Here is a 15733-nt window from a genome sequence, read left to right as displayed (position 1 = left end):
TTCTTCCTAGAAGTTAGGGAATGCGTCCAGTCTGAGGTGAAGTTCGGGCCCCAAAATCTGTGGTTGAGGGGCCTAAAGCCCTTCGACGGAGTGAGGGTTGGGCAGAATCACCATGCTGGAGAATGAGCCGGGCACGGGAGCGGATGGCAGGCTGAAGCGCTGGCTCGAAGGTATCGGCCTTGCGCACTACTCCGATCTCTTCGCGCAGCACCGTCTCGATCTCGATGTCATGGGGGATCTGACCGAATCCGACCTGGTCGAGCTCGGATTGCCGCTTGGCGATCGCAAGCGGCTCCAGCGGGCGATGGCGGCGCTGTTCCGGGCTGAAACGGTGGAAGCGCCCGCCGCGGCGGCACCTCCGCCGACCCGGGTGGAGGTCGGAGCCGAACGGCGCCAGCTCACCACCATGTTCTGCGACATGGTGGATTCCACTTCGCTCTCGGCGCAGTTCGATCCGGAAGACGTGCGCGACATGATCGCGAGCTTCCGCGAGACCTGCGTCCGCGTGGTCAAGCATTACGAGGGTTTTGCCGCCCGGTTCGTCGGCGACGGTATTTTGGTCTATTTCGGCTATCCGACCGCACATGAGGACGACGCCGAGCGCGCGGTGCGTGCGGGGCTCGAGATCGTGCGGGTGCTGTCGACCGCTCGCGCGATCGAGCCGCGTGGCGCGCTCAGCCACTCGCCCGCCGTCCGCATCGGGATCGCGACCGGTCTCGTCGTGGTCGGCGACCTCGTGGGACAGGGCACCGAAGAGCGCGACTCCGCGGTCGGAGAAACCGTCAATCTCGCCGCGCGCCTGCAAGGCCTGGCGCCGCCCAACGGCGTGGTGATTTCCGCCTCGACCCAGTCGCTGCTGAAGGGGAAGTTCGACTATCGCAATCTCGGCGTCCATGCGCTGAAGGGCATCTCGGAGAAGGCGCAAGCCTGGCACGTGGTGCGCGCTTCGCGGGTGGAGACCCGCTTCGCCGCCGCGATGGGCACGCGGCTGACCCCGCTCGTCAACCGCGAGGAGGAGATCGCGCTGCTGATGGGGCGCTGGCAGCAGGCAAAGGACGGCGACGGCCAGGTCGTAGTCAAGTTCGGCGAGCCCGGCATCGGCAAGTCGCGCGTCATCCAGGAGATTTTCGAGCGGATCGCGGGCGACCGCCACGGACAGGTCTCGTTCCAGTGCTCGCCCTACTATACGTCCACCGCGTTCTATCCGTTCGCCGAGCAACTCAAATTCTCGCTCGGCCTCGACCGCGAGGATGCGTCCGCGCTGTCGCTGGCGAGCCTGGAGACCGCGATCGCAGCCGCTCATGGCGACATCGAGCAGGTCACGCCGCTGTTTGCCGCGCTGTTGTCCATACCGACCGGAGACCGCTATCCGCCGCTCGAGCTGTCGCCGCAGCAGCAGAAGGATGCGACGGTCGCGGCGCTGGTCAATCACTTCCTCGGCCTCGCGCGCGAGATGCCGCTGGTGATCGCGTTCGAGGACCTGCACTGGATCGATCCGACCTCCCGCGAGGTCATCGACCTCCTCGTTGACCGGGTGCAGAACCGGCCGATCCTGGCCGTCATCACCGCCCGCTCCGAATTCCAGCCCAGCTGGAACGCGCATTCGCACATCACCACCCTGGTGCTGAACCGCCTCAGCCGGCAGCTGCGCGCGACGCTGGTCGAGCGCGTCGCCGGACGGGAGCTGCCCAAGGAGGTCGTCGAGGAGATCATCGTCAAGACCGACGGCGTGCCGTTGTTCCTGGAGGAGCTCACCAAGACCGTCCTCGAATCCAACCTCCTGACCGAGCGGCACGGGCGCTACGTGCTGTCGGGCCCGTGGCGGCAGCTCGCGATCCCGGCAACCCTGACGGATTCGCTGATGGCGCGGCTCGACCGGATGGGCCCGTTCAAGCGGATCGCGCAGATCGGCGCCACCATCGGCCGCGAGTTCTCCTACGAGACGCTCCAGGCCGTCGCCGACACGTCGGCGGAGCAGATCGAGGCCGCGCTCAACCATCTGGAGGAAGCCGGGCTGATCATGCGCCGTGGCCATCCGCCGGATGCGCTCTACTCGTTCAAGCACGTGATGATCCAGAACGCCGCGCATGCGAGCCTGCTGCACAGCGAGCGGCGCAAGCTGCATGCCCGCATCGCGCAGGTGCTTGCCGAGATGTATCCGGAGAAGACCGAGCGCGAGCCGGAGCTGCTCGCCCATCATCTGACCGAATCCGGCCAGAGCGAGGGTGCCGCGAGCTTCTGGCTCAAGGCCGGCAAACAGGCGGCCAAGAGCGGCGCCAATCTCGAGGCGATCGGCCATCTGCGCCGCGGCCTCAGCGTCGTGCAGGCCAATGCGCGCATGCGGGGCGCCGACGAGATGGAGCTCGAGCTGCGCATCGCGCTCGGCAACGCGCTGATCGCCGCCAAGGGCTATGCCGTGCAGGAGGTCGAGGAGAATTACATCCGCGCGCTCGAGCTCGGCCAGCAGCTCGATGACGACGAAAAGGCCTTTGCCGCCACGCGCGGCCTCTGGGTCTGCCATTTCATCCGTGCCGATCTCACCCGCGCGCACGATCTCAGCGTCGAGCTGTTGAAGTTCGCCAAGCGCGAGCGGCTGAACGAGCGGACGCTGCCGGCACAGCAGACCGGCTATCTGATCGAGGCGCATCGCTCGATCGCGATGACCATGCTCTATCGCGGCCGCTTCGCCGCCTCGCAGCATCACCTGCACCGCTGCATCAACCTCTACAGCCCCGATCTGCACTCCGACCTGATGGAGCGCCACGGCACCGACCCCGGCGTGGTCTCGCTGTCCTATCTCGGCTATCTCCTGTGGTTCCTGGGCCGGCCCGACGCGGCGCGCCAGCACAGCGAGCAGGCGATCGCGAACGCCGAGAAGATCCGCCACCCCTTCACGCTCGCCTTCGCGCTCGTGTTCGGCGCCTATCTCTGCCAGCATTTGCGCGACGTCGAGGGCACGCGCGACCACGCCAACCGCGCCATGATCATCGCCACCGAGCACAATTTCCTGCACTGGAAGCAGCAGGCGGCGATCCTGCGCGGCTGGGCGCTGACCCAGCTCGGCGAAGCCGACGAAGGCCTCAGCCAGATGCGCTTCGGCCTTGACGAATATGAGGCGATGGATTCCTGGCTCGCCGGCTGCTGGTTCCGCTGCCTGCTCGCGGAAGCCTACGCCAAGGTCGGGATGCGGGATGCCGCCTTGCGCGCGCTGGATGGCGCGCTCGCGACCGCCAGAAGGACCGGCGATCACTCCTATCTCGCCGAGGTCTATCGCCTGCAAGGCGAGATCACGCTGTCGGACGGCGACCCGGCCTCGGTGCAGGAGGCCGAGGATCTGTTCGGCCTGTCGCTGGAGATCGCGCGCAAGCAGGGCGCGCTGTCCTGGGAGCTTCGCACCGCCGTCAGCCTCGCGCGCCTGTCGCTCGAGGCCGGTAAGCGCGAGCACGCAAGGCTCCTGCTTGTGCCGATCGTCGGCAGGTTCAGCGAGGGTTTCTACACGCCGGACCTGAAGCAGGCGATGCAGCTGGTCAACGAGCTCGGGTCGGACGCGCCGGTTCGTGAACGGGCCGATCCCTGACATGAGCGATCTCGCCGCCGCGCGTGCGCGCTACGTGGAAAGAATCGCAAAGCGTGAGCGGATTTCCTCGAAGCGCCTGCTCGAAGCGCTCGCCGCCGTGCCGCGCGAGGATTTTCTGGCGAAAGGACCCTGGCGCATCAAGAGCGAGGCGGCGCGCAGCTACCGGCTGACTCCCGACGCCGATCCCGTTCATCTCCAGGACAATGTGCTGGTCGCGATCGACGCGCGCCGCAAGCTCGACACCGGTCTGCCGAGCCTGTGGGCGCATTTCATCGATTTGCTCGACGTCGGGGAGAAGGACCGCGTGGTCCAGGTCGGCTGCGGGCTCGGTTATTTCTCGGCGGTGCTGTCCAGGATCGTCGGTCCGAAGGGCGGGGTGCGTGCAATCGAATGCGACGAGCGGCTTGCGGCTCGTGCCGCGAACTATCTTCGCGCCTACCGCAATGTCGAGGTCGTCCACGGCGACGGATGCGAGGACATCGGCGCGCCCGCGGATGTGATCATCGTGCATGCCGGCTTCTCGCATCCGCATCCGCTCTGGCTCCAGTCGCTCCGTCCGCGTGGTCGCCTTCTGGTGCCGCTGACCCAGCGGGACCGCGAAGGCGCGGTCATCAGGATTACGCGCAAGGGCAAGGGGTTCGAGGCCGAGCCGGTCCAGCAGATCCGGATCTTTCCCGGCCGGGGCCGCGGCACGACCGCGCTCGACGACCGCGTCGCCGACTGGTGGCAGCGCGCCTCCGCCCTGGCGCCGCTGCGGTTTCGCGCCATCGAGCAGGGGCTGCCGTCGGACGGCTGATGCTTCGTTTCACTTTACCTTGATTCAGGTTGCGAGTTTCCCCCGCCTCCGGGTGCGGCTATGACTGGGGCTTGATGGCCATTTGAGCACGCTCCATGCATTCCGTTGCACTGCTGACTGCCAGCTATGCCAAGGATATCGAACGCTTTTCGCTGCTCAGCGAGAGCATCGACACCTGGCTGACGGGATATACGCGGCATTATGTTCTCGTTAACGATGAGGACGTGCCGCTGTTCGAGCGGTTCGCGTCCGACAAGCGCGTCATCGTTCCGGCCTCGCGATATCTGCCGAAATGGCTGTTCGCGCTGCCTCCGGCGCTCCAGTTCATCAGCAAACGACGCGTCTGGCTGTCGCTGCTGTCGTCGCCCGTGCATGGCTGGCACATCCAGCAGATCCTGAAGATCGCCGGCGTCCTCAACGCGCCCGAGCAGCGCGTCTGCATCCTGGATTCGGACAATCTGTTCTTCCGCGAATTCGACGTCGGCCACTATGCCGGCGGCGAGAAGACACCGCTGTTCGTCACGCGCAGGGGGATCGACGCCGACCATCCGTTGCATGTGCTGTGGCTGCGCACCGTCGATCAGCTTCTCGGTGTCAAGGAGCGTGCGTTCCCGGCGGACGATTATGTCGGCAACGCGCTGGTCTGGGACAAGGACACCGCACGCGCGATGACCGACGCCATCAAGTCGGCGACGGGCCTCAGCTGGGCTCTCGCACTGTGCCGGAAGAAGAAGTTTTCCGAGTACCTGCTCTACGGCCACTTCGTCGCGAATTCGCCGAAGCATCTGGCAGCGCATCGGGTGACGGAAGACAGCATCGCGGTCTCGCATTGGGATGACACGCGCCTCGACCGTCCGGCCATCGAGGCGATGATGCACGCCGCCGCGCCCGAGCAGGTCGCGCTCTGCATCCAGTCCTATTCGTCGACCTCGATCGACGACATCCGCGACGTGTTCCGTCTCAGCTCGCGCGACCGTCGCGGACCGAGCCTGTCTCCCGATCATATGGGGGACACGGCCGAATTCGAGACGCCGAGGACGCGCTAGAACAAGCTGCCCTCAAACGTCCTTTGTGAACTTGCTGATGACGTCCATGAACGGCTTCGGCTTGAACTCGCCGTCGAGCGGCAGCGGGCGGTTCGGCTGCTTGTCCGCGCGGGCGAAGGTGCCGTTGATCCAGCTGTAGCGATCCGAGAGGCCCCAGGTGAGGATCGAGCGCACCGGGCCGCTGGCCGAAATGGCCGTCAGCAGATCGTCGACGCGCTTGGCGACGATGGCGTCGCGCTCGGCCGGATTGCCCGTCAGCTTCTGATCGTCGACGTCGAGTTCGGTGACGAGAACGTCCAGCCCCCACGAGCGTAGCTCGGTGACGAATTCGGCCAGCCCATGGGTGTCGATCTCGAGCTCGGCATGCAGGTGCGATTGCAATCCCACGGCGTGCAGCGGGACGCCCTGGTCGAGCAGCTCCATGATCAGGTTGCGGTAGGCTGCGCGCTTGGCGATGAAGGCATCCTTCGCCGATTCGATGTCGTATTCGTTGATCGCGAGCTTGACGAAGGGATCGGCCGCGGCCGCCGTGCGGAAGGCGAGCGGGATCCAGCTGCTGCCGAGATGCTGCGTCCAGAACGAGTCGCGCCGGTCTTTCGGACTGCGGGGATTGTCCGGGATCGGCTCGTTGACGACGTCCCACGACGTCAGCTTGTCCTTGTAGTAGGAGACGACGGTGCCGATGTGGTCGAGATACGCACGCTCGACGCCCTTGGCGTCCTTGATCTGCTTGGTCCAGTCCGGAATGTCGTGATACCAGGCGAGCGCGTGGCCGCGCATCGTCAGATCGTTCGCCTGCGCAAAATCCAGGATCGCGTCGGCGCGTTCGAACGCAAACGTGTGTGCGTTCGGCCGCAGCATCGGCCATTTCAGCTCGAGCACCGGCACGACCTGCGTGCAATAGGTGCTGATGGCCTCGCCGAGCCGCGGATCGGCCTGCAGGTCCCAGAGCGTTGCCGCAGCGCCGAAGCCGGGACGGCGCCGGGCAAGTTTCGACGCCGGCAGGGCCGACGCGGACGCGCCCGCCGCAAGCGTTGCGGCGGTGCCGAGAAGGAATTCGCGTCTGTCGAGCCTGGCCACGGCATTCCCTCGGGAACCAACGCGCTACCGTACCAAGCGGGGCCGTGCGACGCCGGGGTTTCGTCGTGTTGGGTTAACCTTTGCCGGGGATCCGGCGCGTCAGCGCGTATACCGCCGCATCGCTGTTCCGGCGCGGTCACGCGCTGGAAAAGCTCGCACGGCGCCTGAATCATGGTTTCTTTTCGGTGATCGCGGCAGCCGGTTCGAGGAAAGGGCAAATTTAACGCTAACGCGCGAAATCCGCCGCGTGGCTCCATTCGCGGCCCGATTTGCAGACTTATGTGACACTCTTCGGGGATGCTGCGGCGCAGTCGATCGCCACGCCAAGGTCCGACTGATTAACGGCCGCAAAACTCGCATGACCGCTTCCGGTCCCGTGCCCGCATGCTGAACCGCCATTTCTCCATCTACCTGGTCGCCTACATCCTGCCTGCGGCGGTGGGTTTCTTTGCGGTCACCGCCTACACGAGGCTGCTGACGCCCGCAGAGTACGGCGTCTATGTCGTCGGCATCAGCCTTGCCGGCATTCTGGGCGCGATCTTCTTCGCCTGGATCAAGCTGTCGGTGTCCCGTTATCAGGCGATGTCGGCGGAGGTGGATTTTCGCGGCACGGCGATGGTCGCCTTTGGGCTCACGGTCGCGGTGCTCTGTGCCGCGACCCCGCTGGTCTTCCTGTTCCGCAGCGACGTCAGCGTCGAGCTGCTGCTCGCCAGCATGTTCGTCGCGATCATGGCCAGTGCAGTCGATGTCGGCCAGGAGTTCGAGCGCGCCAAATTGCGCCCCTACCGGTTCGCGGCGATTTCGATCGTACGCAGCGTATCGAGCGTCGGCTTCGGCTTGCTCGGGATCTGGCTCGGCTGGGGCGGCATGGGCCTGCTTGCGGCGTTCGGGCTGGGCTCGCTGACCGGCATCATCCTCAATCTCGTCGGCGACCGCACCAGGATCGCAGGCTTCCAGCGTAGCCAGTTCATGCAGCTGGCGCGCTATGGCCTGCCGCTGACGCTGGCCGGCCTCTCGGTCGCGCTGTACTCGACCTGCGACCGCCTCATCGTCGCTTATCTCCTCGGCAAGGACGCCGCCGGCATCTTTGGCGTCGCCGCCGATCTGCCGCGCCAGTTCATGGTGATGATCGCCTCCAGCGTCGCTGCGGCGACCGTACCGCTCGTGTTCCGATCGCTGTCGGAGAAGAACAATGAGACCACGCGCGAGCGGCTCACCGAGAGTCTCGAGCTGCTGCTCGTCGTCGTCGCGCCCGTCGCGATCTGGCTGGCGCTGGCGGCGGATCAGGTCGCAGGCACGCTGGTCGGCGTCGATTTCCGCGCCGGCGTTTCGGCGCTGCTGCCGACCCTAGTGCTCGCCCGCTTCTTCGGCATCGCCAATCAGTTCTACGTCCAGATCAGTTTTCAGCTCGCCGAACGGCCCTTCATGCTGGCGGCGCAGTCGTTCCTTACGCTAGTGGTGAGCGTCGCCTTGATGTTCGCGCTGGTCGCAGGCTACGGCCTCAACGGCGCCGCGCTGGCGACGCTTGCCACTGAGGCGATCGGCTTCGTCGTCGCGGTCGCGCTGATGCACCGCGCCCATCCCGTGCCGTTCGACGTCAACCGTCTCGCCGGCGTTGGCGCCTCCGCCGCGGCGATGGCGGCTGCGATCCTGATCGCGCGATCGCAGGTCAACGGCACCGGCTTCGTCGCGCTGATCATCGTGAGCCTCGCCGGCGGTTTCGCTTACGCCGCCGCGGCGTGGCTCCTCAATGTCGCAAATGTGCGAACGCTGTCGCTGCGCCTCCTGCGGACCTTCAACCGGAAGGCGCTGGGCGTCTAGCCGGAGCTGACGAGGCGCCCGGCGCAGGCCGGCAGTCGCGAACTGCCGTCCTGGACATTTGGCCGCGAATCTATTGCAGCGGCGACCGCACCCCGGTCGCAGCATCGTAGACCAGGATTTGCAGCATCGGGAACCTGCCGAGCAACTCGGCGCCGGCTTCTCGGGCAGCCGTTTCGCTGTCGTAGCGGGTCTTGAAGTGGCCATCGACCACAAGCGTGAAGCCATCGGCCGGTGCGACATCCGCCCTTTGAATGATTCTCGGCGCGATCTCGTCGACGTGCGCGGTCGGCTTTTTCATGGGGTACCTTCATATCGTTGCAGGAGACGGCTCGAGGCGTTCTTGCCTCCAACCGTCTCAGTCGTCCCTCACGATCTCAGGCTTGTCATACAAGACCGCGTTCAGGAGGGAACTGTGAACCTCGATCTTGCCGTTGTAGGTGATGAAACCGAGCTTGCGAAACTTGTTCATGAAGAAGCTGACACGTGAGCGGGTTGTCCCGATCATCTCTGCGAGGGTCTCCTGACTGACCTGCGCCGAGATGGGCTGCGGGGCGCCATCCTTGCCAAAATTCGCCAGCAGCAGGAGAAGACGCGCAAGCCGCTTCTCGCTCGAATTGAACAACTGGTCGATCAGGTCTTCTTCGATGCGGCTGTTTCGACTGAGCAGATACTCCATGAACAACTCGGAGAACTTTGGTTCACCCTTGAGTGCCGTAAGCATCGCCGATTTCGCGATGGACGTGATCACACACCGCTCCATCGCCATCGTCGTCGAGATCCGCAAGGGATGGCCGTTCAGGCAGCCTTCGCCGAAGAATTGTCCGGGCTCCATGATCCCGACCACGGCTTCCTTGCCCTGCTCGGAGACGACGAGAACCTTGATCCTCCCCTTCTGGATGTAGAAAACGGTATCCGCGGCGTCGCCTTGCGAGAACACGACCTGGTTCTTGTCGAAATTCAATATGGCCTTGCCGTCGCCGACCTTGGCGAGAAAGAGTTTTGGGTCGAACGCGCTTTTCACCGCTCTTGGCATGACGTCGTCAAAAACCTGGTGGAAGGACCTTCAGTTTAGCAGGCCCGGTGCCGGGCGCGTTAGGCAAATCTTGCTTCCACCCACGGGTCTGCCGGTGATCCCGACGAGGCAATTGTGGCGGCGGCTTCGGCCGGCTCGCCATAAGCCTCGCCTGCGCTCAATGCCGTACGACCGTCTGATGCCGGTCCTTCATGAGTGCGGCATCCAGCTCCGTTTGGCTGATCGCATAGGACTGGATCAGCAGTTGGGAGGCAGACCTCGCGGGCGTCTGAAACAGCGTCGCCACGCGCCGATAGGCGATCCTCGACAACCCTTCGATCTGCTCGTCGTCAGTGAGGACGACATATTCACCGGCGGGCTGAGCGCCCTCCAGGCCCTGAAGCACGAAGGGATTGGCGAACGAGACGGTGGTCCGCGTTGTTCTGATCGTCAAGATGAGATCTCCTGGACCAACCTGCAGAGGCATAGCCGGTCACTTGCCGACGCGGCTCGTCGCGCCGGTCGGGAGGCGCCGTTAGAGACTGTATCGGTTGGCTCGCTCTGCCGCAGAGCAGAATTGCTCACCTTTGAAGGAATAGTCCGCAATTGATCGTGAGCCGCGCCGATCACGCGATCGGCATCTGAGCAGTTTTGCACATCATCCACCCCTGCTCAGGTCTAGGCTGACCGGCGACGGAACACCGCTTGGTCGTCCGTTGGTGAGGATGTGAAAATGAACATCTCTGGTGAAAGCCTTTTCGTCATATTGGTTGTGGGCATCGCGGCCGGTTGGCTTGCGGGCCAGATCGTCATGGGCACGGGCTTGGGTCTGGTCGGCGATCTCGCCGTGGGAATAGCGGGCGCCTTCATTGCGAGCTGGCTATTCCCACAACTGGGAATTCATCTCGGTTCGGGGATCGTCTCGCAGATCATCGACGCTGCGGTCGGCGCGGTCTTGCTGCTGATGATCATCGGGCTCGTCCGCGGACGAAGAGGGTGGGGCGGAAGCTGGGGCGGCGGCGTTTGGCGCAAACGCTGGTAGGCGCGCGTCGTGAGAGTCTGCCTGGAACGAACGTCACCGGGGTGACTTGGTGAGGGCGACCGGATGTGATGCCCACTCATCATATCTGATGAATGGCGGCCCCGGTTCGCACCCCCGTGCTGGGGCCGCTTCCTCGCGCGTTTCCCTTCAGCTGCTACCTGGCTGATCTCGTCGGATCGTCCATGGATATTTTGCGGACGTTCCCGCACCTAGAGCATTCGAAGATTCGCAGATTGGGACCGTCGCAATTTGCCCCGACGTGGACCAGAATCATGCGGCTTTGGCAGGTCGGGCAGAGTGGCCGGGGTATCGGAATCAGCGTCGGTTCTGGACGAGCATAGACCTCGGACATATGAAGCTCCTGCCCATATGGCGGGGTGTGCTGGCCGCCGCCGATAACAGCCGATTCGACGGCTGCGAAGTGGTGAGCATGCCGCGCTCGCCTGTCAGCCTCTGTTCTATATTGCTCACATTGCCGGAAAATCGCCGGCCGACCGGCGAATGCGTCCGACCTAACCCTTTCCATCTCAGTCGCGGTGTGTCATGGGGGGCAGGCTAATTTCGGCGACAACGCCGGCTCCCGGCGTGAGCAATATTGCTCAGCAGGACATCCTGGTACGGATCAATATGAGCGCGTGCGGGGCACGACCTCATAACTGCTGCCGGAGGCGTCCGTGGGCGATAACAGTACTTCTTCGGTGGACATCGGGAGCAGACCAGAAATGACTCAAGGAACGCCGGAGATCCGCGCGTCGGCGCAGTTGCTCGCCCGCTATCGCGAGGCCGACAGTGCGCGCGGTGTTCTCGAACTGGTGATCACGGCGGTGCCGCTCTGCGTCATCTGGGCTCTGATCTGGGCTGCTCTTGACCACGGCTATTGGTTTGCTCTGCTGCTCGAGGTGCCCGCGGCGGGTTTGCTGGTCCGTCTGTTCATGATCCAGCATGATTGCGGACATGGCTCGTTCTTCCGCGGCCGCGTTGCGAACGACTGGGTCGGCCGAGCCATCGGCGTGATGACACTGACACCGTACGATTACTGGCGGCAAAACCATGCCCGCCATCATGCCAACTCCGGCAATCTCGATCACAGGGGCTCGGGGGACATCGATACGTTGACCGTGCGCGAGTTTCGCGACCAATCGCGATGGCGCCGGATGCTGTATCGTTTGTATCGGCATCCCATCGTGATGTTTGGCGTCGGTCCCACATATTTGTTCATCTTGAAGCATCGGTTGCCGGTCGGGCTGATGCGCGGCGGCTGGAAGCCCTGGCTGAGCACAATGGGCACGAACGTCGCGATCGCGATTCTCGTCGCCGCGATGATCTGGCTGGTCGGCTATGGGCCATTCCTGTTGGTCCACCTGCCGATCGTCGTTCTGGCTGCGTCGATCGGTGTCTGGCTGTTCTACGTCCAGCACCAGTTCGAGCACACCTACTGGTCCCATGACGAGACCTGGAATTTTCACGACGCTGCGCTGCACGGCAGCTCGCACTACCAATTGCCGGCTGTCTTGCGATGGTTCACGGCAAATATCGGCGTCCACCACATCCATCATTTGAGCAGCCGAATTCCCTGCTATCGCCTGCCGGACGTGTTGCGGGACCATCCGCAGCTCGCCGGCGTCGGACGGATCACGCTGCTGCAGAGCTTGCGGACCGTGCGGCTGACCTTGTGGGATGAGGAGCGGCTGCAACTCGTTTCCTTTGGAGAGGCTGCCTTGACCTCAACCGCCTCGCCGACGGCGGTCGCCTCGCGGCGGGGTCGCTGAAGGTCGTGAAGGTGCGCGCCCAGTTGCGTTTACGGCTGAGGTTCGGCCGGACGGTGCTGGGCGTTTAGCCGCCTTTCTCAACCAAAGCCTGTCGGTCCAAAGAATATATGCCGGTTTCCGGCCGCATCGCGTGACCCGGATTGTGATTGCCGGGAGCTCCATTTCCGCAACGGGGACAAAACCGGCGGATCCGCCCCCTCCAAGGCGGACATTCTGTCGCAGCGATAGACCGCCAGCCTCAGGCCAGCCTCGGCCGCGAGCCACCCTTCCGCCTGCGCAAGCCGTCGTATATGAGAGATTTGTCGCCGGAACGTGCCGAATATCGCCACAGACGGAACGTATGGCGGCTGCGATTTCTTAATCCAAAGATCGCAATCTGAGACGTGATCGACATGAGCGCGGACTGGCATTTCGACCGGGGCATGGCATGAAAAACCGACTGACGACGGTGCAATCCACCCTGGCGATGCGGCGTTGGGCCCATCCCGGCATGATTGCGCTTGCGACGCTGGCCGTGCTTGCCGTGGTGAACCCGGCGACCGCGGCCAAGCAGGCGCGCCAGCCGGCCGAGGCGGTGGCGCCGCGGGAGGCCGGCGAGCCGATCATGGCGATCGTGTCGATCAAGAGCCAGCAGGTCACCTTCTACGACGCCGACGGCTGGATCCTGCGCGCGCCGGTCTCGACCGGCACCACCGGGCGCGAGACGCCGGCCGGCGTTTTCGCCGTCGTCGAGAAGGACAAGGACCACCACTCGACCATGTATGACGATGCCTGGATGCCGAACATGCAGCGCATCACCTGGAACGGCATTGCGCTGCATGGCGGGCCGCTGCCGGGCTATGCCGCCTCGCACGGCTGCGTGCGGATGCCCTTCGGCTTTGCGGAGGGGCTGTTCGACAAGACCAACATCGGCATGCGCGTGATCATCTCGCCGAACGACGCGGCCCCGATCGATTTCACCCATCCCTCGCTGTTCGTGCCGAAGCGCGAAGCCATCGCGGCGGTGCCGAGCCGGGCCGACAAGCTCTCCGCCGAGGCCGAGGAGGCGACCCGGGCCGCCGACGAGGCCAAGAAGGCCGCGGCAATGGCGGCGAAGGAGGCGGCATCGCTTCCCGCCTCGCTGCGCAAGCTGGAACAGCAGAAGGCCCGCGCCGATGCCGAGCTCGCCTTCGCCGACAAGTCGCTCGCGGCGGCAAAGACCGATCAGGCCCGCGCCAAGGCCGAGGAGCTGAAGCAGAAGGCCGCCACCAGGGCTGCCGATGCGGCAACGCAGCTCGACACCGCCAAGGCCGCTGCGCAGCCGAAGCGCGACGCGGTTGCTGCCACGAAGGAGGTCGCGAAGGCGACTGCGACCAAAAAGGCCGATGCGGTCAAGGCGGCGACCGACGCCAAACTCGCGCTCGAGCCGGTGTCTGTCTATATCAGCCGCGCGACGCAGAGGCTCTATGTGCGGCGGAACACGCACAAGCCGGCGCCGGATGGCGGCGGCGAGGTGTTCGACACCAGCATCGAGGTCCCGGTCACGATCCGCAATCCCGACCGGCCGCTCGGCACGCATATCTTCACCGCGATGGCGAAGAACGATACCGGCCTGCGCTGGAGCGTCGTGACGATCGAAAACGGCGACGACGCCAAGGAGGCGCTCGACCGTATCACCATTCCGCAGGACGTGTGGGATCGCATCGCGTCGACCGCGTTGCCGCGCTCGTCGATCATCATCTCGGACGAGCCGCTGAGCAGCGAGACCAATTACCGCACCGAATTCGTCGCGGTGCTGAGCAACCAGCCCCAGGGCGGGTTCATTACGCGCAAGCCGACCGCGCCGATGGACATTGCGAGCGACGACAGCTGGGACAATGGCGGCAACGGCTTCGGCTTCTTCTTCCAGCGCGATCCGAACCCGCAACCCGTCAATCCGCGCCGCCAGCGCGGCGGCTACCCGTATTATCAGCCGGCGCAGCCGATGCCGCGGAGCTTCTGGTAGGACGCGAGACGCGAGCTGAAGCGTCCCGCAACTACGGTTGCGCCGTGATCACCAGCGCCTGGATCTTGCCCTCGACCGGTCCGGCTCCATGGCGCGTTCGGATCGCCTCGGCAACGGCGTCCGTCGCAGCCTGAAGCTTGCTCGCATCCCTTGCCTCGATCTCGTTTCGCAGCGGCGTCCCCTGGCAGTATGCGAACGCCACATATTCGGGTGTCGGCGCACGGCTCACCGCGGGAAGCGTTTCAATCGAGATGTGGCGAAAGCCCGCCTGCTCCAGATCGGCCTTGATGACGGCCTTGTCGTGATAGCCGTGCGGCGTCCGCACCATGAAGCGCGGCGGATCGTCAGGAAAGATTTTTCCGAGCACGGCCGTCGCCTCGTCGGCGAACACGTTCTCCTCGATGCGGTCCCAGACGTTGAACACGAACGTGCCCTCCGGCCGCAAGACCCGCTTCGCCTCGGCGTAACCCATGATGCGATCCGGAAAGAACATGGCACCGAACTGGCAGCAGACCACGTCGAACGTGGCATCGTCGAAAGGCAGCGCGGTGGCATCCGCCTGGCGCCAGGACATGCGCTCGTCTTCGCCCTGGCGCTGCGCGGCGATTGCGAGCATCGGCTCGTTGAGGTCGGTTGCGACGTAACGGATGCCGGCAGGCAGCGCCGCCGCCACGGCGCGCGTCACCGCGCCAGTGCCTGCGGCGGTTTCCAGCAGCGTTGACGGGGCGAGCGCGGCGACACGCCTGGCGATGTCGGCGGCGTAGTGGGAAAAGATCAGCGGGACGAGATACTCGTCGTAGATTTTCGGGATCGAGCCGGCGAAGACCTTGTCGGTGGAGGACATGTTTGCCTCGCTGAAGGTTCGGACACGGGATCAAGCTACCATGAACGCCATCTACCGCGCGAGCAGCGACGTGAATCCTGCCGGTTCCTGCATCCGGGCATCCACCTTCTTCCTTCCGCCTGGCTGGCACGTGGATGGCCGGGACAAGCCCGGCCATGACGCTGCGGAAGCTTCAGCGCACAGAACGCCCACCCCATAGGCGGACGCGGTGGCCAGTGACCGGTCCTACGATTTCGCGACAACCTCCCGGATCGGCCGAGTGCCGTCCCAGTTCATCGCCGCCTGCCGGACCTTCTCGAAGAACGGCCCCTTGCTGCCGCTGATGTCGGAGATCTCGATCACGGTGCCCGGATGCGCCTGGGTGTCGAAATAGGCAAAGCGTCCCTTGTCGCCGCCGATCTGGCCCTCGTGGCCCACTTTGTAACCGAGCCCGAGCGCCTTGTCGTAGAGCGCCTGATAGTCGTGGCTCCAGTACGACATGTGCTGGAGGCCTTCGTGGCCGGCGTCGAGGAATTCCTTGTAGAGCGAGGGCGCGTCGTTGCGCTGCTGGATCAGCTCGATCTGGAGATCGCCGGAATTGGCCAGCGCAATGCTCATCTCGACGGCGGAGTCCTGGCCGCGATGACGGAACCAGTCGGTCCGGACGCGGTCCATGTAGTACCAGGGGCCGACGCCCATCACCTCGACCCAGTGCTTCATCGCGGCGTGGATGTCCCGCACCACATATCCGTTCTGGCGCACCGCGCCGAAGATGCGGCTCAT

At 64.7% G+C, this 15733-nt stretch carries 13 protein-coding genes; 7 read left to right on the top strand and 6 right to left on the bottom strand.

The features are described 5' to 3' along the window. Positions 1-112 precede the first annotated feature (112 nt). The 3 genes from XI08_RS08100 (at position 113) to XI08_RS08090 (ending at position 5419) form a co-directional block, all read left to right on the top strand. The gene (locus XI08_RS08100) at positions 113-3577 is read left to right on the top strand and encodes an AAA family ATPase (RefSeq protein WP_271574091.1); all 3465 of its coding nucleotides are present in this window, start codon (positions 113-115) and stop codon (positions 3575-3577) included. A gap of 1 nt (position 3578) precedes the next feature. Beyond that, complete coding sequence (locus XI08_RS08095; RefSeq protein ID WP_271574047.1) at positions 3579-4373, top strand: protein-L-isoaspartate O-methyltransferase family protein; 795 nt, start codon at positions 3579-3581, stop codon at positions 4371-4373. Positions 4374-4468: 95 nt separating this feature from the next. Continuing rightward, the gene (locus XI08_RS08090) at positions 4469-5419 is read left to right on the top strand and encodes a DUF6492 family protein (protein ID WP_271574046.1); all 951 of its coding nucleotides are present in this window, start codon (positions 4469-4471) and stop codon (positions 5417-5419) included. A gap of 12 nt (positions 5420-5431) precedes the next feature. On the opposite strand, the gene XI08_RS08085 is transcribed toward XI08_RS08090, so the two are convergent. Continuing rightward, positions 5432-6499, bottom strand: coding sequence for an endo-1,4-beta-xylanase (locus XI08_RS08085; RefSeq protein WP_271574045.1), 1068 nt, complete (start codon positions 6497-6499; stop codon positions 5432-5434). A 384-nt stretch (positions 6500-6883) separates the two neighbouring features. On the opposite strand from XI08_RS08085, the gene XI08_RS08080 reads away from it, so the two are divergent. After that, entirely contained in the window at positions 6884-8320 is a 1437-nt protein-coding gene (locus XI08_RS08080; protein WP_271574044.1) for a lipopolysaccharide biosynthesis protein, read from the top strand. A gap of 70 nt (positions 8321-8390) precedes the next feature. On the opposite strand, the gene XI08_RS08075 is transcribed toward XI08_RS08080, so the two are convergent. The 3 genes from XI08_RS08075 to XI08_RS08065 all read right to left on the bottom strand — a co-directional run bounded on the left by XI08_RS08075 (position 8391) and on the right by XI08_RS08065 (position 9786). After that, positions 8391-8618: a hypothetical protein gene (locus XI08_RS08075; RefSeq protein WP_027549498.1), complete on the bottom strand. Its 228-nt coding sequence runs from the start codon at positions 8616-8618 to the stop codon at positions 8391-8393. A 57-nt stretch (positions 8619-8675) separates the two neighbouring features. After that, positions 8676-9353 (bottom strand): Crp/Fnr family transcriptional regulator, encoded by a 678-nt coding sequence (locus tag XI08_RS08070; RefSeq protein WP_027549497.1) that lies wholly within the window; start codon positions 9351-9353, stop codon positions 8676-8678. Positions 9354-9510: 157 nt separating this feature from the next. Next, the gene (locus XI08_RS08065; RefSeq protein ID WP_027549496.1) at positions 9511-9786 is read right to left on the bottom strand and encodes a hypothetical protein; all 276 of its coding nucleotides are present in this window, start codon (positions 9784-9786) and stop codon (positions 9511-9513) included. Positions 9787-10065: 279 nt separating this feature from the next. Here XI08_RS08065 and XI08_RS08060 point away from each other — a divergent pair, with 279 nt between their 5' ends. From XI08_RS08060 to XI08_RS08050, 3 genes are all read left to right on the top strand, one after another. Beyond that, the gene (locus XI08_RS08060; RefSeq protein ID WP_271574043.1) at positions 10066-10374 is read left to right on the top strand and encodes a GlsB/YeaQ/YmgE family stress response membrane protein; all 309 of its coding nucleotides are present in this window, start codon (positions 10066-10068) and stop codon (positions 10372-10374) included. 722 nt (positions 10375-11096) lie between these two features. Next, positions 11097-12143, top strand: coding sequence for a fatty acid desaturase (locus XI08_RS08055; RefSeq protein ID WP_271574042.1), 1047 nt, complete (start codon positions 11097-11099; stop codon positions 12141-12143). 427 nt (positions 12144-12570) lie between these two features. Beyond that, positions 12571-14127: a L,D-transpeptidase gene (locus XI08_RS08050; RefSeq protein ID WP_271574041.1), complete on the top strand. Its 1557-nt coding sequence runs from the start codon at positions 12571-12573 to the stop codon at positions 14125-14127. Between the two features lie 31 nt (positions 14128-14158). Here XI08_RS08050 and XI08_RS08045 read toward each other — a convergent pair whose 3' ends face one another. Together XI08_RS08045 and XI08_RS08040 are read right to left on the bottom strand one after the other, a co-directional pair. After that, a complete protein-coding gene (locus XI08_RS08045) occupies positions 14159-14971 on the bottom strand; it encodes a class I SAM-dependent methyltransferase (protein ID WP_271574040.1) in 813 nt (270 codons plus the stop codon). A 225-nt stretch (positions 14972-15196) separates the two neighbouring features. Continuing rightward, positions 15197-15733: a VOC family protein gene (locus tag XI08_RS08040; protein ID WP_271574039.1), complete on the bottom strand. Its 537-nt coding sequence runs from the start codon at positions 15731-15733 to the stop codon at positions 15197-15199.

The sequence above is a fragment of the Bradyrhizobium sp. CCBAU 11361 genome (assembly GCF_028128935.1).
In the GTDB taxonomy this organism is placed as follows: domain Bacteria; phylum Pseudomonadota; class Alphaproteobacteria; order Rhizobiales; family Xanthobacteraceae; genus Bradyrhizobium; species Bradyrhizobium niftali.
Note: the sequence above shows the minus strand (reverse complement) of the source record. Positions and strands in the feature narration are given on the sequence as shown.